This window comes from Psychrosphaera sp., from assembly GCF_982872775.1.
Genome location: NZ_CEYNSH010000022.1, coordinates 15,482 through 38,409, shown reverse-complemented (window position 1 = coordinate 38,409; position 22,928 = coordinate 15,482). Strand labels below are relative to the sequence as shown.

Annotated in this window: 15 protein-coding genes; 1 reads left to right on the top strand and 14 read right to left on the bottom strand. The window is 41.1% G+C overall.

What is annotated here, in order from left to right:
* Positions 1 to 24: 24 nt before the first annotated feature.
* The 6 genes from AC4E96_RS08260 to AC4E96_RS08235 form a co-directional block, all read right to left on the bottom strand.
* Complete coding sequence (locus AC4E96_RS08260) at positions 25 to 2,241, bottom strand: TonB-dependent receptor (protein WP_490255472.1); 2,217 nt, start codon at positions 2,239 to 2,241, stop codon at positions 25 to 27.
* Between the two features lie 418 nt (positions 2,242 to 2,659).
* Positions 2,660 to 3,076 (bottom strand): ACT domain-containing protein, encoded by a 417-nt coding sequence (locus AC4E96_RS08255; RefSeq protein WP_490255471.1) that lies wholly within the window; start codon positions 3,074 to 3,076, stop codon positions 2,660 to 2,662.
* Positions 3,077 to 3,139: 63 nt separating this feature from the next.
* On the bottom strand, positions 3,140 to 4,771 hold the full coding sequence (locus tag AC4E96_RS08250; protein ID WP_490255470.1) for an amidase: 1,632 nt from the start codon (positions 4,769 to 4,771) through the stop codon (positions 3,140 to 3,142).
* 97 nt (positions 4,772 to 4,868) lie between these two features.
* Positions 4,869 to 5,474, bottom strand: coding sequence for an HD domain-containing protein (locus AC4E96_RS08245; protein WP_488032547.1), 606 nt, complete (start codon positions 5,472 to 5,474; stop codon positions 4,869 to 4,871).
* A gap of 83 nt (positions 5,475 to 5,557) precedes the next feature.
* Positions 5,558 to 6,136, bottom strand: coding sequence for a thymidine kinase (locus AC4E96_RS08240; RefSeq protein WP_488032548.1), 579 nt, complete (start codon positions 6,134 to 6,136; stop codon positions 5,558 to 5,560).
* 151 nt (positions 6,137 to 6,287) lie between these two features.
* On the bottom strand, positions 6,288 to 7,382 hold the full coding sequence (locus AC4E96_RS08235; RefSeq protein WP_490255469.1) for an esterase-like activity of phytase family protein: 1,095 nt from the start codon (positions 7,380 to 7,382) through the stop codon (positions 6,288 to 6,290).
* A gap of 209 nt (positions 7,383 to 7,591) precedes the next feature.
* Here AC4E96_RS08235 and dld point away from each other — a divergent pair, with 209 nt between their 5' ends.
* On the top strand, positions 7,592 to 9,289 hold the full coding sequence (gene dld, locus AC4E96_RS08230; RefSeq protein ID WP_490255468.1) for a D-lactate dehydrogenase: 1,698 nt from the start codon (positions 7,592 to 7,594) through the stop codon (positions 9,287 to 9,289).
* 11 nt (positions 9,290 to 9,300) lie between these two features.
* Here the strand turns inward: dld and AC4E96_RS08225 are convergent, their stop codons facing one another.
* The 8 genes from AC4E96_RS08225 to AC4E96_RS08190 form a co-directional block, all read right to left on the bottom strand.
* A complete protein-coding gene (locus tag AC4E96_RS08225) occupies positions 9,301 to 10,101 on the bottom strand; it encodes an SIMPL domain-containing protein (RefSeq protein ID WP_490255467.1) in 801 nt (266 codons plus the stop codon).
* Positions 10,102 to 10,120: 19 nt separating this feature from the next.
* Entirely contained in the window at positions 10,121 to 11,341 is a 1,221-nt protein-coding gene (locus AC4E96_RS08220) for a phosphopentomutase (protein ID WP_488032552.1), read from the bottom strand.
* Positions 11,338 to 11,871 (bottom strand): cell division protein ZapC domain-containing protein, encoded by a 534-nt coding sequence (locus AC4E96_RS08215; RefSeq protein WP_488032553.1) that lies wholly within the window; start codon positions 11,869 to 11,871, stop codon positions 11,338 to 11,340. The genes AC4E96_RS08220 and AC4E96_RS08215 overlap by 4 nt, the downstream gene beginning before the upstream one ends.
* A 73-nt stretch (positions 11,872 to 11,944) precedes the next feature.
* Positions 11,945 to 12,952: a quinone-dependent dihydroorotate dehydrogenase gene (gene pyrD, locus AC4E96_RS08210; RefSeq protein ID WP_490255466.1), complete on the bottom strand. Its 1,008-nt coding sequence runs from the start codon at positions 12,950 to 12,952 to the stop codon at positions 11,945 to 11,947.
* Positions 12,953 to 13,068: 116 nt separating this feature from the next.
* Positions 13,069 to 17,898, bottom strand: a complete 4,830-nt coding sequence (locus AC4E96_RS08205) for an NAD-glutamate dehydrogenase (RefSeq protein WP_488032555.1) — start codon at positions 17,896 to 17,898, stop codon at positions 13,069 to 13,071.
* Between the two features lie 226 nt (positions 17,899 to 18,124).
* Entirely contained in the window at positions 18,125 to 20,431 is a 2,307-nt protein-coding gene (locus tag AC4E96_RS08200; RefSeq protein WP_490255465.1) for an efflux RND transporter permease subunit, read from the bottom strand.
* Positions 20,432 to 20,444: 13 nt separating this feature from the next.
* Complete coding sequence (locus AC4E96_RS08195) at positions 20,445 to 21,470, bottom strand: WD40/YVTN/BNR-like repeat-containing protein (RefSeq protein ID WP_490255464.1); 1,026 nt, start codon at positions 21,468 to 21,470, stop codon at positions 20,445 to 20,447.
* An 82-nt stretch (positions 21,471 to 21,552) separates the two neighbouring features.
* Positions 21,553 to 22,917: a DUF1329 domain-containing protein gene (locus tag AC4E96_RS08190; protein ID WP_490255487.1), complete on the bottom strand. Its 1,365-nt coding sequence runs from the start codon at positions 22,915 to 22,917 to the stop codon at positions 21,553 to 21,555.
* Positions 22,918 to 22,928 lie beyond the last annotated feature (11 nt).

Genomic DNA, 22,928 nt, shown 5'->3' with positions numbered 1-22,928 from the left:
AACAAGATTATTTTCTAATTCAAATTAGAAAGAGTTTGTGTAACGAACACCAAACTCACTTGCATCGTTGCTCTTAATCACTAGAAGGTAATCACCAGTGTTTAAACGTGCATCGTCATAACGCTCATCAGTGATGTTGCGACCGTAGAAAGAAACAGTCCAATCTGCATCAACTGGAGAGTATGACACGTCCAAATTAACTAAAGTGCGAGCTTCAACTACAGTATTACGCGCAGGGTCTGAGCTTGGCTCACCGTACATGTCGTCACGGTATGAGAAGTCAATACGCGTGTTGATTGTTGAACCGTCTTCTAATTCAAACAAGTATGATGGGCTGATTGATGCTGTTAACTCAGGAGTTAACGGTGCTACCGGTTTAACACCTGCTTGCTCTTCAACATCTACGTCAATGAAACCTGCGCTTGTGTGAAGTGTTAAGTTGTCAGTGACCAACCATGTGCTTTCCCATTCGATACCACGAGACGTTTGTTCAACGATAAGGTTCTTAGTGTCAAAACCTGAATCAGTTACTGTGTTAACTTGGTAAGGTAAGTCTTCGTATTCAGTGTTAAAGAAAGCAACGCTCATATTGAAGTCACTTGTAACTTGACCTTTAAGACCTACTTCGTAGTTAACAGCAGTGATGTTATCAGAAGCAACGAAACACTCTGGGTTGCCGAATAAGCAGTATGGACGAGCTGGGAACTGACCACCTTGATAGCCACTTTGAATGCTCGAGTAAAGGTTTAAACCGTTTTCCATTGTGTAGTTAGCTGAAAGGTCGAAAGAAACCTGGCTCCAATCGTCTTCTGCATATGCAGGGCCAGTTGCTTGACCAACAAATGCCGTTGCTTTTTTCTCATCGCTTGTGTGACGTAAACCACCAGAAACACGTAGCTCATCCGTTACGTCATAACCAACGTTTACGAATACGGCACGACTTGTCGTTTCTTGATCAAGTTGAAGTGTATTTGACCAACCGTTAAAGCTAGAGTCTTCACCCTGACGGTTTTTACCTTCTTCTTTAAACCAGTATAAACCAGAAACAAAGTCTACTTCACCTAAGTAGCCGTTAAGTTGTAATTCAACAGACGTTTGGTCTGCTTCACCACGCTCTGGGTAATGGTCCATGGCATAAATCGTTGCATCATCGTCCAAACCAGCTTTGTACTCAGAAGTACGGTTACTGATAATGAATTTAGCGCCTAGGTCAGCATTAATGTCGTAGTCAGCAGTGAAAGATAAACCACTTGCCTTGTTTGTTACTTCAGTAACCTCGATAGTGCCTGTTGCATTATCATAAGGGTCTGCAGCGACATCGCTATTGCGAAGTGGGCCAGCTGGCGTTGGAGAACCAAAACGCATGCCTGTGTAATAAGCACCATTTGGGACTTCGTTAATTTTAGTTGTGTAAGGACGTAAACCACCTTTACCGTCGTTTGCATCTGCTGTTACAACAAAAGACAAGTCATCCGATGCTTCAACTTTAACCGAGAAACGACCATACATTTCTTCGCTTTCACCTACATCCCATTTCGCTTCTGGAAGGTTGATGAATTTGCCTAGACCGTCACGGCGGTTGTAGCCAGCATTAAAGTTAAAAGCAACGCCTTCAGAAATTTCACGATTAACAAATACGTCACCTTTTAAGCGACCACGTGTACCAACTTCAGCAGATACTTTAGTTTCAGCTTTCGCGTTAGGCTGTTTTGTGATGATGTTGATCGCACCACCAATTGAGTTACGCCCGTATAGTGTGCCTTGAGGACCACGTAATACTTCGATGCGGTCGATGTTGTTTAGGTTCCAGTTTTGACCAACTTGACGGCCTAGATAAACGCCATCAACGTAGATGCTTACGCCTGGATCCGTTGTGATTAAGTGATCTTGCAGACCAATACCACGAATAAATGGGTTAGCTGAAGAAGTGTGACCGGCTGAGAAGCCCGTGATGTTTAAGTTAGGAACAAACTTACCTACATCTGTGATGCCCGTAATACCTTGCTCAGCAAGTGCGTCACCACTAAATGCACTCATTGCAATTGGCACCTCATAAATAACTTGAGAGCGCTTAGTTGCAGTAACTGTGATCGCCTCCATTTTTGACTCTGTTTCTTTCGCTTGAGCTTCCTCTGCGAAAGTTGGTGCCACAAATGCAGACGTAGTTAATGCAAATACCGTAGCCGCTGCTACCGGGTTTAATACTCGCACACGTGCGCTCGAACCATTATTTGAGTTCATTTTTGTTCCTCATTTAAGACGATGATTACAATGTTTGTATCTCAGATGCTCGTCAGTCGTTACTGAAGGAACGCCCAACCTGAGATGACAGTATCAATGACTAAACACTCAAATCTGCATAAATCACGCGCACAAAAAAATACCATCCATAAGAGGTGGTAGGTAAAAATCATACATTTGAAAAATACAGACGAGTAGCCTAGAAAACCTTGCTACTGTTCGGTTGGGCAGACATTTTAACACCACTTAAAAAGAGATCGCAACAATTATTAACAAAAATGTCACATTTACGTTAATTAAGTATTTTTAAAGGAACCTGTTTTTAAAGATAACGTTTCTAAAAACCTTATAATTTTAAACTCTTATTTTAGGTTCGATAGACAAACTGGAAAATGTGGAACTCCGCTGAATGAATCCATTAAATCGGCTTGGTGTTATTTTTACTCGCCAGCTCATTTAACACTTTTAATGCTTCTTCTGCCCTGTTTGTTGGCACAAAAATATGGTCGTGATAATACGCCGCAATGACATTAGCGCTTATATTGGCATTGGTCAGTGCCGCCGAAACAGCCGCAGTCAGACCCACCGCCTCTAAACTGGAGTGAACCTGTAGGGTGAGCATACTAAAGGTGCTAGTTGTGTCATGACCTAACTGTTTGGCTTGTTTGTCAGTTAACACCACAGTTAGCCCTTCTTCTTCATAAAACAATGCTTTTGGTTTTATGCCTGTGGCAAAAAATGCATCTCCATCAAAACAACAGAAAACAAACTTTTCATCGTGTAAAACGGGATTTATATTAGTAAGTAGTGAGTTTAGGTTTGTTTCACCTGACATTGTGATCCTTAATAGTCCAGTGCAGAGAGAAATCTGCACTGGACTTCAATAAAAAAATAAGCGCTACTTCTTAATTAGCGACGCTAAAGTAGCTGCAACATTTAACGCTTTTTCATCTTCACCGTGATTAGTCATAACTGAAATGCCTAGTGGTAACCCATGAAGCTTACCCATCGGAATTGTCACATGCGGATAACCCGATATAGCCGAAAACGTTGACACACCACCATTACTGTTGTCGCCATTAACTTTATCAATCTTCCACGCAGGTCCTCGTGTGACCGCAATTAACGCATCCAAATTATGTTTTTCAATGAGTTTAGTGATGTTCTCTTTTCCAGTCACTCTTTGCAATTTAGCCTTTAAGTTTTTAAATCTCTGTGTATTCATTCCGTCTGTCGCTTGCGATTTTTCAAATATCTCTTGTTGAAAATATGGCATTTCTAACGCTTTATTAGCGTTGTTAAATTCAATCAATTTTTTTAGTGTTAATGTATTGAACTCATTTGGAACATCGCCCGGCAAGGTAGAAAAATAATGATTTAGAGATGTTTTAAACTCTCTTAAAAGTTGCTGATAAGAATCCGCCCAAAAGCCATCATAACTTTCAAATTTTAAATTAGGCTCGAGTTTTACGCCATTTGTTGTGAATGTCGTCAATATCTCTTGAAACACGTCGTCAACTTGCTCGTGACTTTGAGCAGATGAATAGACTACACCAAGTCGTAGGCCATCTACTGGAAGTGTTTTAACATTTTCTGTTACCTTTTTTATTCCCTCTGCAGCCGTTTGTTTATCAAGTTTGTCTCTTCCTTGCATTGCAAAAAGAATACGTTTTGCATCGCCTACAGACTTAGCCATTGGACCTGCAGTATCTTGTGTTGGGGAGATAGGTACGACACCGAAGCGGCTCACTAAGCCAACGGTAGGCTTCATTCCTACAATACCATTAACAGCAGCAGGACAAGTAATTGAGCCATTGGTTTCGGTCCCTATTGCAGCTATTGCTAAATTGGCGGCCACCGCAGCTCCAGAGCCAGAACTAGAACCGCAAGGTGTTCGACTGACATCATGAGGGTTCTTTGTTTGGCCACCGATAGCTGACCAGCCACTAGAAGAGCGTTCTGAGCGAAAGTTTGCCCACTCACTTAGGTTTGTTTTACCGAGAATTATCGCCCCATGCGCTCTTAAATTTGCCGTTAAGGTGGCATCGCGTTTTGTGAAATTATCCTTTAAAGCAAGTGAGCCAGCTGTTGTCGCATTTTCTTCAGATTCAATATTGTCTTTTAATAAGATTGGCATACCAAATAATGCAGGTAACTTTTTACCTTTGTACTGCTCTAACGCTGCATCCAGTCTTGATGCGATGTTAAGTGCCTCTTTGTTGACAGCTATCACCGCATTATATTTATGATCTTCGTTTTCTATTTTATTTAAATAAAACTGAGTAAGTTGCACACTCGTCAGCTTTCCTTCCAACATTAAAGATTGAATTTCTTCGATGGATGACGTCTTAGTTAGGGCTTCTAACTCTGTTTGTGTATATGTCTGTGCTACAGACACTGGTGCAACAAATAAAGAGGTGGTCAACATCAATGCCACACTTTGAGCGATAACATTCATTCGACGACCTAGAGTGAAAGGCGCGGAGTTATTCTTTTTTTTCTTAAAAAAGTGAGTTTGGTTTACGTTCATGTTGAGACCATGTTGTTATTATAATTAAAACCAAAATAACAACTGTCATGGCCTCGTGCAATTTTTAATCAAGGGTTACTAGGATGAACGACTTGAATTATTCGTCAGTTAACCAACCTTTCTCACAGGCGATCTCAATTTGTGACTTAGCAAAGGTCCAAAGTTTTGGTGCTAATTCCTCAAGATACTGATTACGCGCCAAAACTTGAGATTTTTTAACACTATGTTGAGCCCAGCTACCACCTTCATTTTGCATATTTTGAATGAGAGGTAAGATTCTATCGATTGCTTTAGCAAAGCGGCCATCTGCTGTTTTACTCTCTTCAAATTCGATAAACAACGCTTTAAAATATTCAAATTGACCACCCGGTAGCAAACCGAAAATGCGATTTGCCGCCGCTTCTTCTTTCTCAGCTTGTGCGTCCAAATCCACTTGTTCTGCAAACGCAAACGTATCACCAGCGTCTATTTCTACAATGTCATGGATTAGCAGCATTTGGGTAACGCGTGACAAATCCACTGGCTCTTCTGCATATTGGTGAAGTACTTGAGCAGCCATAGCAATATGCCAACTGTGCTCTGCGCTATTTTCATATCGATTATCATCGCATTTTATCAATGCTTTGCGTTTTACTGCTTTGAGCCTATCCAACTCTGAAATAAACTCGAGCTGTTGAGTCAGTCTTTCATGCACAGTCGTCATGTCGTTAAATTACTCCGAAGAAATTAAGTGTTTATAAGGGGTTATTCCTGACCTGATTCATAAGAAAAGCGAACCAATATCAACTAATTCCCTAATGCTTCTTTGTAGTGCTTGCGACACATAGACACATATCGGTCATTGCCACCAATTTGAACTTGGTCACCATCAGCGATTGCATTGCCGTTTTCGTCAGTACGTAGGACCATATTTGCTTTGCGACCACAATGACATACCGTCTTAAGCTCAATAAGTTTGTCTGCCCATGCTAGCAAATATTGAGACCCAACAAACAACTCGCCTAAAAAGTCAGTGCGCAAGCCATAACACAAAACAGGAATGCCAAGTTGGTCAACTACGTCCGTCAGCTGCTTTACTTGTTCTTTAGCTAGAAATTGACACTCATCTACCAATATACAGTCGATTTTACGGCTCTTGAGCAATCGCGATACATCATCATACAAATTGGTGTTTTCACTGAAGACTTGGGCTGGAGCTTCAAGTCCGATTCGCGACGTCACTTTTCCGACGTCATAACGGTTGTCTATGGCCGCTGTATAAATTAGTGGCTCCATGCCTCGTTCTTTGTAGTTGAAAGACGACTGTAATAATGTCGTAGATTTACCTGCATTCATTGCAGAGTAGTAAAAATATAGCTGGGCCATGAATTACTCTTTTTTGTTTTTATTCGAGAATTTAATTTGCTGATGAGGCGATGATGCTACTCAAAAATAACTGTCTTTAAAAGTGGTTTAGGTGATCTTGTTCTATAAGTCGCCTTATTCTGTCCAAATAAGGCAAATGCTTTAGTGGTATTTAATTTCTATTCAGGAGTCGGTTTACTTCAAAACCGACTAACAAAGTCTTTTGTCTTGGGATCCCTTTATCTTCAAAATGCCGACGAGGCCAATCCCCATTGTCATCTGAAACGATAAATATCCACTCTTTGTTGTTCATAGTACAACTCGCCATTCCCTCAAAATTATCATAAAGAACTGACGTATGATCGAAGTAATTGGTTTGTTCCATTTTGTCGATATGTAATTCGCTTAGTCGTAATCGTGAGCCTTTTTTACCTAACCAATCTTTTTCCAATACAATAACGGTTCCATCGTTAAGTACCGTGAGGTCTTTTGGACTAGAGATGGCCGCATATTCAGTAAACTTGGATGCCGTTATTGCAACATTTTTATCCGCTTTACTTATTTTATGAATGCTAACTGGGACACTATCACTGCTTTTTTTATTCTTTTCCCACACTGACAAAAAAGTGCCGTCAGCAAGTCTAGCAATAGATTCCAAGCCAGCATTGCCTTCACCAAAGTTGGGTTGTTGGATAAAGAGAGTCGGAGTTTGGTTTAGAGGATGATTTGATGCGTTAAAAGAACGAGAATGCGGTTCCATATTAGTTGTTGGAGCATTGTAAAACCACAAGTCACCGGTATCATCAAAAGATATTACAAAGCCCTCTTCGAATGTTGTTATCGACTCTGCTGCACCTTTCAGGTTAGTCGAATTCAAATGCTTTAACACACCTTGATGCTTTATATCGAGCTTGATTAAGCGACCATCTTCATCAAACACATTTTGTGTGTGATACCACCCCGAACGTTTTACCGGTTGCGCTAGTAATTCTGTTTCATTCACTTGGCTGTAATCAGAAACAAAAATAAACTCACTGCAATCCGCGCTGGCCCACAACGCAGAAAACCCTCCAGATTCGACCCTGTCTTTATGAGTAATTTGGGTTGCGTATTTAATATGTGGTAGCTGAATGTGTTCAATTGAAAATATTGGGTCAGCTTTATCTTGGCCTTGTTCACTTTTAGCGATTACCTCGGGACATAGAGTTGCTAAAGAAAGGTAACACAGCCCTAACTTTGAGTAATCTAACCATCTGCGCTTTAACATTCTTATACGACCTATTATGACCCAACATTGTACGAGTGCAGCAAATATTACACTTCTGTTTGAATATACAATAATCAAACGTTAAGAAAAATGAATAATTGATGACAATTAATTTTACCCTTTTGTTTTTCGCTAAAACAGGAAAAAGTTATCACTTAGCACCATTTTAAATTAGCATGGGTGCAGAATAAAAACGATTGAGTCAGATTATGGAAAACCCTAAATTAATTAAACGACTAGCTGAGAAATTAGGTCCTTCGAGGCTAATAACAGGCCATAATCAAAGCAAACACTTTCGTCAAGGCTGGCGCTCTGGTGAAGGCGATGCTTTGGCCGTCATTTTTCCTGACACGCTCTTAGACTGTTGGCATTGTTTACAGATATGCATTGATGAAAATGCAATCATCATTATGCAAGGTGCAAATACCGGCCTTACGGAGGGCTCGACGCCAAGTGGCGTTGACTACGACAGGCCAATTGTCATCATCAATACACTCGCTATGAACAAGTTGTTTACGCTTGGAAACGCCGAACAAGTAATAAGCTTTGCGGGTGCGACGTTAAATCAACTAGAGAAAACGTTAACAGCCTATAACCGAACTCCTCATTCAGTCATTGGTTCTTCTTGCTTAGGTGCATCCGTCATAGGTGGAATCGCGAATAATTCAGGTGGAGCTTTAGTAAAAAGAGGACCGGCTTACACTGAACTTGCTCTATACGCCCAACTTGACGAGCAAAGGAATTTGAAACTAGTTAACCATTTAGATATTGAACTAGGTAATGATCCAGAAACTATTTTGACCAATTTAGAAAACGGCGAATTTGATATGTCAGTCACCGTTTCGGACAAATGTGCAAGCGCTCAGGATTACGAAGCGACACTTAGAGATATAGATGCAGATTCACCAAGTCGATTTAATGCCGATCCGAAAAGACTTTATGAAGCAAGTGGTTGCGCGGGCAAATTAGCCGTCTTTGCCGTTCGATTAGATACATTTAAGAAACCACAAAAGGAACAAACTTTTTATATTGGTACAAATGACGCTACCGTTTTGACTAAATTACGTCGTCATATTCTAAGCGAATTCGAACACCTACCTGATATAGGTGAGTATCTGCATAGAGATATGTTCAATATAGCGAAAACGTACGGTAAAGATCTCTATTTAAGCGTAAAGAAACTGGGAACAAACAAGTTACCTTATTTGTTCAAATTAAAAAATAAAATAGATGGTTTACTGAATAATATAGGTTTATTTCCAGCAAACACTACAGATAAGTTTTTCCAGTTTTGTAGCCGATTACTCCCTACGCACCTTCCCAAGCGTCTCATAGAAATGAATCAAAACTACGAACATCATCTTATCCTCAAAATGACTGATGATGGGATAACAGAGGCACAACGATTCTTAACGGAATTCATGACTGAACACCATGCAACAAGTCATTATTTGATTTGCGATCAAAAGGAAACGGATGCAGCCTACTTGCATCGATTTGTTGCCGCGGGAGCGGCAACTCGCTATCAGCAAATTCACACAAAAGAAGTTGGTGAGATACTAGCCTTAGACATTGCACTTAAACGAAATGAACACAATTGGGTCGAAAATCTTCCTGAGCACATTACCAGCCGTCTTGAACAGCGCTTGTATTATGGTCATTTTTTCTGTCACGTTTTTCACCAAGACTATATTTTAAAAAAAGGAGTCAATCCCGAGCGACTAAAAGCCGACATACTTAAGCTTCTGGATGAAAAAGGCGCCAAATATCCAGCCGAGCATAATGTTGGGCACTTATATGAAGCTGAACAAACACTTAAGGATTTTTATCGATCTTTAGATCCGACAAATACATTTAACCCTGGGATAGGTAAAACATCAAAACACAGTAGGAATTGTGGTTGTTAAAGATTATTCATTTAATCTGACAAAGGTACCAAATCAAAGACCACTTGTAACTTAGCATCAAAGGTTAATTTTTCGAACAAGTATTGGCCCTGCCCCATTTCACCTGGTGAACTGCGTAATTGAACCGCTTCTATGTTATTCGACATGCGTTTAACATTGTGCCCGTGTGAGAGCGTGTCGATTTTTCTTATTGGCCCTAATTCGGCTTTGAAGGCAGACGCTAGCCATTTGGCTTGTTCGGTTGCATTTTGAGTCGCTTCCCTTAACGCACTTTGCTTATATTCATCGGCGTTTGAAAGACTGAGCTCTACGCCGTGAATGCTATTTATTTGCATTGAAAGTGCTAGGTCCATCACTTCATTTAAAGTATCGAGTGGAAAGAGCTTAATTGAAATATTTCTAGAGGCCTGGTAACCAATGATTTGACGTTTTGAATTCGGCAAGTATTCGTACTGAGGTGAAGTGCGCAGTAATCCAGCATTTATCACGTCAGACGTTATGCCAAGTTTTTCAAGGCTCATTAAAAATTGATTTACTTTAGTGTCGACCGATGACTTCGCTTCTAGACTCGTCAATCGAGTATCCTCCACGGATAAGCGAAGGGTTGCAGTATCGGCCAATGCAGTGGCCTGCCCCACTCCCGTTACAGTGACCGTTCTCGGCATCGCCGCTGTATCAGAATGAACAAGTCGTTCTGGGTTACTTGCAAAAATAGAACAGCTAGTAAAAACCAGAAATACTAGGGGCAGTTGTCTTGATAAGTAAAAAAAGAATCCAAAACGTTTTAATCTCGCTTTGTGTTCAAATTGCATAAACTGCCCCTTAATTTGGCTAATTTAGCTGACTGAAAAAACTCGTACCGTATTCCGTTTTTTGAATATTGAGTTTGTCAGCGATGGTCTGCCCCATATCGGCAAACGTATCTCGAAGCCCCAAATTCACTTCTTTCATACCATGACGGTAAGCCAAAATAGGCACATACTCACGGGTATGATCCGTACCAGGCCAACTTGGGTCACAACCGTGATCGGCTGTGATTAATAACAAATCGCCGTCTTGTAACTGTTCAAGGACTTCTGGCATTCTCGTATCAAAGTATTCGAGTGCTTCTGCGTATCCTTTAATGTCACGGCGATGCCCATAGTCCTGGTCAAAGTTGACCAAGTTAGTAAATATTATACTGTCGGACGGGGCTTGGCCCATCTGTTCTATCGTCGTATCGATTAAAGCTTCTAATCCCGTCGCTTTAATTTTTTTGGTAATGCCTTGATGAGCATATATATCACTGATTTTACCAATGCTAATCACTTCGTTTCCGGCTTCCGTGTTGCGTTGTAATACCGTAGGCGATGGTGGTAAAACTGAATAATCACGGCGGTTTCCTGTACGCTTAAATTCGTCTTCCGCCTCACCGACGAAAGGACGTGCGATGACACGACCGATGTTGTACTTATCAAGTAACTCACGAGCAACTTCACAAAACTCGTAAAGCCTATCAAGCCCAAAATGAGACTCATGAGCCGCGACTTGAAATACGGAGTCCGCACTTGTATAACAAATTGGTTTACCTGTTTCGATGTGCTCTTTACCATGCCACGTTAATACATCTGTACCTGGAGCATGACGATTGGCAAGAATCCCCGGTACACCTGTCTTCTCAACTAATTCATCGATGAACTCGCTCGGAAAACTGTTGGTTTTTTCTTTAAAATAGCCCCACTCGAACAGCACGGGTACACCAGCCATTTCCCAATGTCCACTTGGTGTATCTTTACCCGTAGAAAGTTCTTGCATGTGTCCATACGCGCCCTCTACTTGGTGAATTGGAAAGGCATCAAATGACAAATTATTGGCTTGTTCACACGCTTTGACCAAACCTAGCTTTGCTAAGTTGGGTACTTTTAAAACATGGTTATGTTCGGATAACATGTGCTGATAAATGTGAAAAAAGGTGTTTGAACCAACATCGCCAAAGGCATCTGCATCAGCTGCACTGCCAATACCTAACCCGTCGGCGACTAATATTACGACTCGATTGCTGTTACTACTCACAATTGATGCTCCTGTATTTCATACAACACTGGATTGAGTCTATCGTTATGAACACGGAGGGTTTTACCTCTTACAAACACACGTTGGTCATCTATTTGGTGTTCAGAACTGACTAACATAATGTCAGACGCTGTATTATCTGTGTTTAAAACTAAATATATGGCTTCATTAATGGCATTCAAGCTGACCCAGTCACCTGCTTGAACAGGTCGACATAAATCATTATTTGCTAGCTCAAAATACCAGCTTTTTGTCGCTAAAGGCCTTAAATAATGAGTCGCCACTGTGGCATTGATGGCGAGAGTAAAGGCATGCTCTTCATTGATAGGTAATGTCGCGAACTTGTCGCGATGCAAACTATAAACAAATGCATCAGAAGTGGTAAAGCATCCACCATCATAACAATTACCATTAAGTTCTGAACCTTTAATACCTGTTTTAAATGTTATGTTGTCTGCTAACTTTAGCTCCAAACCATTCGTATCTGAGTTGATCAACCAATTCCAATCAACTTTTGTACTTGTCGCCAAAACTGCCTGCCCTATTTTTTTGCATATTTGTTATACAGCAGAATATTAAGGGCAGGATCTCGTGTCAACTATATTAGAGAGACTCGACAATATCTTTAATTAATTTAGGGCCTTGATAAATAAAATTAGAATAGATCTGAACTAGGTTCGCACCGGCTTCTAACTTTTCCTTTGCAGCTTTCGCACTACCAATACCGCCAACGCCAATAATAGGAATCGTCGCGTTAATATCGCGAATTTTTCTGATGACTTCGGTACTCATGTCACGTACAGGATCACCGCTTAAGCCACCCATCTCTTCACTGTGCTCTAAGCCTTTAACCGCATCACGAGATAACGTCGTATTAGTGGCAATAATACCGTCCATACCTTCTGTAACAATACAATCAACCACTTGCGCAATCGCGACATCGTCCATATCAGGTGCTATTTTCACCAATACTGGTACGTATTTATTATGCGTGCTTTGTAACTCAAGCTGAGTGGATTTTACTGCAGATAATAAAGTCGTTAATGACTCACCAAATTGTAGATCGCGAAGTCCAGGTGTATTCGGTGAGGAAATATTTACAGTAATGTAATCGGCGTATTCATACACCTTATGCATACATTTTACGTAGTCTTCATGACCGAGCTCATTTGGCGTGTCTTTATTCTTGCCGATATTAATGCCTAAAATACCTTTGTATTGTGCTTTTTTAACATTTTCCACAAGTGCATCGACACCGCCATTATTAAAACCCATGCGGTTTATGATGGCGTTTTTCTCTGGCAGCCTAAAAATTCGAGGCTTGTCGTTGCCAGGCTGAGCCAATGGTGTGATTGTACCGATTTCGATAAAACCAAAACCCATTTGTCCAAACCCATCAATACAGCGACCATTTTTGTCTAATCCAGCAGCCAATCCAACTGGGTTGGGAAATGTCATTCCAAGAAGTTCAACCGGCTTATTTGGCAAGCTCTGCTTCCATGCAAGACTAAGTGGTGTATGAGCAAAACGACTTAAATTATCTAATGCAAAGTCATGAGCCCACTCTGGGTCTTTACTAAACATAAACTTCTTTGCCAAATCGAAAAACATGCAGTGTTCCTTTTAAACGGTACTTATAGAACGGTAAATAGGTTTTGGGTGGTTAATGACTAAAACAAAAACGCCCCGACGAGTCGAGGCGTATTTTATTCGAGTTACAACATTATTTAAACTGCTGTATCACAATGATGGCTTAATAACATCAGCTCACGTAATGCAACAGAGAATTTAGCGAATTCATGACTTTCAGTTGTCTTGAACTCCGCAATCATATGTTCCCAACGTCCCAAAATGTGATCGAATGACGCTCGCCACTCATCGTACATAACATCTAGATCATTACTAGAGGACTTGTAATGCAATACCGCAGCAGTTAGTGCGCGTTGTTGCCAATCTAACTCTTCTCGATAACTCGCACGAGCAAGTGCTTGCCAGTGGTTACCAACAGGTTGATTAGTGATCTGATCCAAGAACCAGTGCAGGCCTAAATCAGAACCAAGCTTGAAGTATAACGAAGCGACTTCTTCAACATCTCGTTTTGTAGACGAAGCAACATCAGTAATATCCATCACTGAGAAGATTGACGAAAGTTGTGCTACGTAAGCCGCGATGTGGCTTGGAACGCCTTCTTTCTCAAACCCTTTCTGTGCTGAGTCTAGTTGCGCTTTTTCACCTGCAACTAAGTAATCACCAAGATGCGTAGAAAGCTTGTCAAAGTTCGCTTTGTAATGCTTGATCGTTTGAGCTAAGTCCATTTGCTTGTTGCGATGACGTAAGAACCAACGTGATGCACGGCGTACTGTACGGCGCATTTGGTGCAGCATTTCCGTTTGAACAATAGCAGGTACTTTATTGTCTAAGTCTTCAATTTGTTGCCAAATATCCGAAAGACCAAATACTTCTTTCGCCATCATGTAACAAGTAAGGACTTCATCGACCGATGCACCTGTTTCTTCTTTCATTCGAATAACATAGTTAAGGCCCATGTCATTAACCACTTCATTAGCCAGCTTCGTAGCGATGATCTCTTTACGAAGTGGATGAAGCTGAATTTGCTCAGAGTACTTTTCCTGCAACTTAGGCGGGAACGACTTGATCAATAATGGTGTGTAGTACGGGTTATCATTGATCTCATCAATTGCAAACTGCTCTTTAAGAATCATTTTGCCGTATGCAACGAGTACAGACAGTTCAGGACGAGTAAAGCCTAAGCCTTTTGCTTGGCGTTCAGCAATTTCTTCATCATTAGGTAAAAACTCTAAATCTCTATCGAGTTTGCCCGCTTTTTCTAACTCGTGGATAAAGCGCAATTGCTCTTTTACAAGACTTACACCTTTGAGTTCAGTAATAGAAATCGTGTGTGTTTGACGATAACAGTCTTTTAAAACGATTCGTGATACATCATCTGTCATATCGTATAACAACTGATCACGATGTTTCTTAGTTAGCTCACCTTCGTTTACTAATTGGTTAAGCAAAATTTTGATATTAACTTCGTTATCCGAACAGTCTACACCACCTACGTTGTCGACGAAGTCTGTGTTAATTCGACCGCCGTTTTGGGCAAACTCAATACGACCAAGCTGAGTTAGACCTAGGTTGCCGCCTTCACCAAACATCTTAGCTTTTAGCTCACAACCATTGATACGTACTGCATCATTTGCACGGTCGCCCACTTCTGCATCTGTTTCTGACGTTGCTTTAACGTAAGTACCGATACCACCATTCCAAATCAAGTCGACCTGCATCGTCAATGCCGCACGAATAAACTCATTTGGTGTTAGGCTCGCCTTTTTGGTGCCTAACATTTTCTTGATCTCAGGTGTTAACGTAATAGATTTGGCACTTCTTGAGAATATGCCACCACCTTCAGAAATCAGAGACTTGTCGTAGTCTTCCCAAGAAGAACGCGGTAATTCAAACATACGCTTGCGCTCAACATATGAGCTTGCTGCATCAGGGTTAGGGTCGACAAAAATATGCATGTGGTTAAAGGCAACTTGCAGTCTAGTGTGCTCTGATAACAACATACCGTTACCAAAAACGTCACCAGCCATATCCCCGATCGCCACACAAGTGAAATCAGTCGTTTGACAATCTACGCCCATTTCTCGGAAATGACGTTTGACTGATTCCCATGCACCGCGTGCAGTAATACCCATTTTCTTATGGTCATAACCAACACTGCCACCTGATGCAAAGGCATCGCCTAACCAGAAATTATATTCGTCTGAAATCGCATTGGCGATATCAGAGAATGTTGCAGTCCCCTTATCCGCCGCAACAACCAAGTATGTATCGTCTTCATCATGACGCACTACATCTTTTGGTGGTACTACTTCGCCGTGAACAATGTTGTCGGTAACATCTAATAAACCACGAATAAAGATTTTGTAACACTCTTGCCCTTCTTGGAAGAAGGCATCACGTCCACCAGTCGTAGGAAGTTGCTTACATACAAAACCACCTTTTGAACCGTTAGGTACGATTACTGTATTTTTAACTTGTTGCGCTTTTACCAGGCCTAATACTTCAGTACGGAAGTCTTCCATGCGGTCTGACCAACGCAATCCACCACGAGCAACTTTACCACCACGAAGGTGAACACCTTCAATACGTGGGCTGTAAACAAAAATTTCAAATTTAGGTCTCGGAAGTGGGACTTCTGGAATTTGCTCTGGCAATAGCTTAAATGAAATGTACGGCTTATCCGTGCCATCTTCTGCTTTTTGATAGAAGTTAGTGCGTAGAGTCGCGTCCATCAATGTGATGTATAGACGAATAATACGGTCGTCATCTAGGTTCGCTACATTATCTAACTCAAGTAGTAACTTATCTTTTAGCTTGTCGTATTTCTTCTCGTTGGCCTTTTTAGGCTTAAATTTAAGCGTGAATAACTCGACCAATTGCGCCGCAATCTTAGGATAACGATCAAATGTACTCTCGATGTAGCTTTGAGAGAATGTCACACCAATTTGACGCATATATTTAGCATATGAACGGATAACCGAAGCTTCACGACCGCTTAGTGTTGCACCTAGGATAAGGCGATTGAAGCCATCGTTTTCTAAATTATTTTTCCATACATCATCAAACGCGGTCTGGAATAACTCTTGAGTTGTCTCAAAATCTGAGTTACTTCCATTGGTTAAACGCATGGTGAAATCCATCACCCAGCTCGTGCCTTCCTCAGTTTTAACTTGATATGGCGTTTCACCAATAACGCGTAAACCGAAGTTTTCTAGAATTGGTAACACATCAGAAAGGTGAATCGGCTCGTCTTTGTGGAACAAACTCAAACGAACTGCATTTTTATCACTTTCTTCTTGTGGTCGATAAAACAACATGCTCAGCTTGTTTTCATCTGTAAGTTTTTCTAAATGCTTAATATCTACGGTAGCCGTTGATGGTAATACTTGATCTTTGTAAGACGATGGGAATGCTTTACCGTACTTTGTTGCAAGCTCTTTGCCTTTGGCCCCACCAAAAGATGAAATTAATGCTGATGATAATTTATCATCCCAAGTTCGTGCTGCTTCGTTTAGGTTGTTTTCTATTTCTTTCACGTTAGGTTCAATATCCTGATCTGTCGCTCGAACGATATAATGAGTACGAGCTAAAGGTGACTCTGAGAAGAAGGTCGTAAACTCGACTTCGCCTTCACTATTCATGGCTTGTTGCAAAATCTGTTGCGTCTCTCGACGTAGCGCAGTGTTATAACGCTCACGACGAACAAACACCATACAAGAATAAAAGCGACCAAAGATGTCTTTTCGAATGAACAATTTGGTCATATCGCGTTCTTGCATTTGCAAAACACCCAACGCCACTTCGGCAAGGTGTTGCTCACTAGCTTGAATTAGTTCGTCACGTGGATACGTTTCTAAAACATTCATTAATGCTTTGTATGCATGACTGCCTTTTGCAAAACTAGACTTCTCAGCGATTCTTTCTATCTTTTCACGCAACATTGGAATTGATTGCACACTTGCATTGTAAAATGCAGCGCCATAAAGACCGATAAAGCGGTGTTCGCCAACGACGTTGCCCTCTTTATCAAATATTTTAATGCCAACATGATCCATATAAGCAGGACGATGAACTCGAGAACGAGCACCGGTCTTTGTGATAACCAAAATGTTATCCGAAAGTGCTTCTTGACGAGCAGCATTTGAAAAACTAGACAATAACCGCGTTTGCTCGTCTCTGTTTTTGAGCAGGCCTAATCCTGAATCAGCGACAGGCTTAATCTCCATGTCACCTTTAACTGGCGACACCTTGTATTCACGATAGCCCATTAAAGTAAAGTTGTGGTTTGCTACCCACTCCAAAAACTCGATGTTTGTTTTTAACGTTTCTTTGTTTCCAACTTTAGACTTCTTAGCAGCAGCAATACATTCTTGAAGCTTCTTTTGAACTGGTTTCCAATCGTCAACCGCTAGGCTTACGTCTTCTAAAACAGACTCTAACTCCGCTTCAACTGCCTTTAAGGCCTTTGCATCTGTTTGACGATCAACTTCAATCAAGAAAACCGTTTGTTGGTGGGTCGATTTAGAGTCAGATTTTAGCTCAACGAATTCTTGTACCTCACCGTTCTTGGTTCTGTTTACGCGAATAGGAGTATGAATTAATAAATGAGAAGTAATATTTAAACGATTTAGGGCCATTCGCACCGAATCAACCAAAAACGGAAGATCGTTCACTACAATTTGAATGATAGTGTGTTCTGATTCCCAGCCATGTTTGCCTAATTCTGGGTTATAGACTTTTATGAACGGTTGACCAGTATGAGCCTCATTGAATGCATTAAACAAGCTCAAAGCCGCCCCGTATAATTCGACATCTACTCTTTTTTCTAAGTCTTGTTGTGAGATGTTTTCAAATAGGATTGAAGCAAACTGCTCGACGAATTGTTGACGCTCGATCGGCAACTTGTCTGCGATAAGCTTTGAGACATTTTTAAGGATCACGGAAGAGGAATTACGTAACAAGGTCATTACAGTTTCCTTATAACTATTAAATGCTGATATTTGTTATATTTTTTTTGACACAACAAGTGTAGCTCTAATATGGATTTAATTAAAACGAATTTTTTCAATGCGTTCGCATTAGGATCACTGTTCAGATGTGTTAGATAGGCAGATATGCATTACCGCTAAATAAAAAAGCGACTAAACGTCGCTTTTTTAATTAAATATGCAGAAAAAATTTCAATAATTTTTTTTAATCTGCAGTGTTTTGTTTTCTCCACAAGAAGGCTGCGAGCGCTGGAAGAACAATAATCGCACCCAACATGTTTACTAAGAACATGAATGTTAACAAAATACCCATGTCTACTTGGAATTTAAGAGCTGAGAATACCCAAGTACTTACTCCGATTGCTAACGTCAATCCGGTAAATAATACTGCGCTACCGCGCTCTTTCAATGCATTGAAGTAAGACGTTCGTAAACAGTTACCATTACGAATAGACTCAACCATTGTTGACAGAATATAGATGCCATAATCCACACCAATACCAACGCCTAGCGCAATTACTGGCATAGTCGAAACGGTCAATCCTATCTCTAAGTAAGTCATTAATGCTTGCGCCAACGTTGAAACCACAAAGAGCGGCAGGACGACCGCGATTGTCGCTTTGACTGAACGGAAGCTGACTAAACATAATATAATCACTGCACCGTAAACATACCAAAGCATTGGAATTTGAGCTGCTTTAACGGCCTCATTAGTTGCAGCCATAACGCCTGCTGTCCCTGAAGCAAGCCTAAACTTAACTTCATCTGTTTCCATTTCTAAACGCGCTTGTTTGACTTCATCAACAATGCGTTCAATGGTTTCCGCTTTATGATCTTCTAAGAATAAAACGATAGGCATAACGCTACAGTCACGATTCAGTAATCCTGTACTCGTCTCTACACGCGCGGTCGACTGTACTAATGATGTCGAGTTGCGAGGTAAAGTACGCCATTTTAGGTTACCTTCATTAAAGCCAGTGTTAACCACCTTTGCTACCGAACTCAAACTTACCGCAGACTGAACACCTGGAACGTTTTCTAAACGCCACTGGAATTGATCAATCGTGTCCATTACAGAATGGTAGGTACAGCCGCTCTCTTTTGTTTCAACAATGACTTTCAGAATGTCAGTACTGATCGCGTAGCGGTCTGTAATTAAGAACGTATCTTGGTTATAACGCGAATCTGAATGAAGCGCTGGAGCCCCCGCTTGCATGTCACCAATCTTCATGTCTTGGCTCTTCACATAACCAAAGACATACAACAATGCAGTTACTAGTAAGATTCCAGATGCAACTTTTGGCTTTGTTAAAGACGACATTGCACGCCAGATATGATCATGCGAGTCATGCTCTGTCTTCTTAAACTTGTTTTCAAAGTCGATATAAGAGGCTAACACTGGAAGGAGGAATAAATTGGTGAAGATAATGACCGCAACACCCACACTCGCGGTGATCGCTAGCTCTCTAATGATACCGATTTCGATGTTTAGTAGTGTTAAGAAGCCGACTGTGTCTGACAATAACGCAATTCCGCCAGGGATTAATAACTTAACAAAGCTCGCACAACTCGCCTCTTTAGCCGTCATACCTTCGTGCACACGTTTGCCGATCGAGTTGATCATTTGCACACCGTGACTAACACCAATGGCAAATACTAAGAACGGAACCAAAATGGACATAGGATCCAAGCCAAAGCCCATGGTATGTAACATACCTAACTGCCAAATCACTGCGATAAGCGAACAAGCGATCGGTAATACGGTTAACAATGCTGAACGACAGAATATCCATACCATCAAACTTGTGATTGCAATGGCGATGGCAAAAAAGACTAATACGCCTTTTGCACCAGCAGCTACGTCACCAATCATTTTCGCAAAACCAATAATATGAATCGAGATTTTCTCATCTTCATATTGGCCACGGATCTGATCTTCTAGTTTGTTTGCAAGAGCAATCGAGTCTAAGGTCTCACCCGTTTCTGGATTTACTTCCAACAGCTGACTCGAAACCATCGCACAAGAATAATCATCGGCAACACTACGACCAATAATGCCTGCCTTTTCGATGTTTTGTTTAACTTGCGCTAAGCCGCGTTCGTCAGCTTGAAAGTCTGCTGGAATGACAGGACCACCTGCAAAGCCATCTTCAACGACTTCAATGAAACGTGTGCTAGGTGAATATAAAGAGTTAACAGTGGTTCGGTTAATACCTGGAATAAAGAAAAGTTGATCATGAACTTTTTTGAGCGTATCAAAAAAGTGAGGATTAAAAATATCGCCTTCGCGGTCACAGACCGAAATATAAACCGTGTTCGCACCACCAAATTCTTCACTGTACTGCACGTAAGTCTGCATGTACTCGTGTTTCAAAGGAATATTCTTATTAAATGACGCATCCAAACCGATATTAGAAGCTTGGAATCCCAATAGTGCTGTCAACACAGCAAATAGCGCAATGACAAACAGTCGTTGCCTAAACAAAAAATTCTCTAAAGAGTGAATAAACATCTATTTTTCTCTTTTATTTTAATTCTGAAATTAATAGGGTCTTTACGCCTGACTCAGTTGCCAGAACCAACTTGTCACCAAGCACTTCACCAGCCATAACAGCCTTACCATCTTCAAAAAGATGATGACTAACGCTTTCACCTGATTGGGTAAAGTACATGTTGCCTGAATTACCAAACAAGAAAATCTTGTCATTCAGTATTAAAATGTCATTTAGCGTTGCTTTACCTGGTAAGACTTGCCCTTGCCATTCGAATTGTCCTGATAACACCGCATCTTGGATAAACATGTTTCCGCGAAGACCAGCCACAATTAGTTTGCCTTCGTACTCTTCTACGGCAAAGAAAGAGCCGTAATACTCCATATCAATACGTTGCCAGTCTTGACCTTGATTTTCACTTTGCGCTAAGAAACCGGCTTCACCAGCCATGTACCAAGTGTCGTCAGTTATCAAAATTTGATTAAAGTGAGGCAATAAATATTGGCGTTCTTTTTCATAGTTCTCTGGTTCGAACTCTTTTATGTCTTGAAGGTATAAACGGTCGTCTTCTATCAACAGCTCATCTTGGAATACATTTTCCCAAGTTACACCGTTGTCTTGACTCTCGTAGTACATACCATAGGCGCCAACTACTACTACTTTATCTTTACTAGTTGAGACAGAAAGAAATGGTCTGTCTAATTCTGGTTGGTAGTTTAATAGCGTCCAATTTTTACCACCGTCTTCTGTTTTCAAAATCGTGGCGTCATGACCAACTGCATAGCCCACAAGCTCTGAAGAGAAAGAAATCGAAGTTAATAATACGTTTACAGGTACGTTGGCCTGTTCCCAGTTTGTTCCATCAGTAGACAATAAAATATGCCCACGTGCTCCTACCGCAATAACAGTGTTGTTTACTTTTGTAATGTTCGTTAAGAGCCTTTGCTCTGCCAATTGACTTTTTACTGCTGGAACGGCATCAGCACTTTGTTCAGCAATGCTAGAGAGACTAAAAGTCAATAAGGAAAATAAGATTGAAAGTTGCAGAATGTTTTTCATGGAACTCTAAATATAAATCAATAAAGGGGTTGTAATAGAAAGGTAAAAACGGTTGGCTAGGCCAACCGTTTTTGATACTAGCTTATCGGTTAGCGCGTCGAAGCGCTGCCGGAGTAAAGTCACTAGATTTTTGTTCCGTTTGGAAGTCATACATTTCTTGTTCATTATCTAAACCAATCGCAATATAACGTCTTGAGTTTAGATCATAATACGCATCTAGCGTACTCCAATGTGTAGGAACTTCGTAGTAGTTGATGCCATATGCAACACCTACACGATATAACTCATCTCGGTTATCGTATAAATCTGCAATGTGGATCTGCCAGCTATCTTCATCGATGTAGAAAGTACGCTTTTTGTAAACATGGCTGATGCCATCTTTAAGCGTTGCTTCTACAACCCAAACACGGTGTTTTTCCCAACGAACTAAGTCACTGTTAATGTGGCCAGGTTTAATGATGTCTTCATAGCTTAAAGAATCGCTGTGTAACTTGTAGCTATTGTAAGGAATGAAAATTTCTTTCTTACCTTTTAGCTCCCAGTTATAACGATCTGGCGCGCCATTGTACATATCGAAATCATCCGTTGTACGTAAGCCATCAGACGCTGTTCCTGGCGCATCATACGCTACGTTAGGTGCACGACGAACACGACGTTGACCTGAGTTATATGTCCACGCTTGACGAGGCTTTTTAACTTGGTCCATTGTTTCGTGAACTAGTAGTGCAGTACCAGCTAGACGAGCAGGCTCAGTTACGTTTTGCTTAAAGCGGAAAAGGATGTTGCTCTCTTCTAACTCAGCCGGCGTAGCGCCTTTCTTTGAGTACTCAATAGAAATCGCTTCATCAAAACCAATGTAAGTGAAGTCGCCATCTGCTGTAGGGACAGCTTGACCACCGTTACGCGTCGTTTGTTCGCCACGATATCGTAGTATGTGGTTCCAGATTGCTTCTAGACCGTTTTGTGGAATCGGAAAAGGAACACCAATCGCTGCGCCAGTAATACCATTACCACCTTCAACTAGTTCTGCGCGTGTCGCATTTGCGATAGTCGCGTCATAAACGTGTTGCGGGAACGAGGCTGTACGACGAGTCTGATAAACGTCCATTTTGTACGTTTCAGGGTACGTTTCGAACATTTTGATGATGCCCGGAGTCAAGTGTTCTTTGTACTGGTCTTTGTTCGCATTTGTAATCGTGAACAATACCTTGTCGTTCGGGAACGGATCAGGGTGGTGCATACCAACTGTGTAACCAGCAGGTGCTTCTGTAATACCACCCTTCCATGCTGGGATTGAACCATCAGCATTTGCACCCATAACGGCGCCGTATGGCGTTAATTCTTTACCTAATTTAGCTGCTTCAGCTGGAGCAACTTTGGCGTCTGCCGCTGCAGAGGCAAAAGCCAATGCAACAACAGAAGACAATAACGTAATCTTATTCATAATTTAGTTATCCT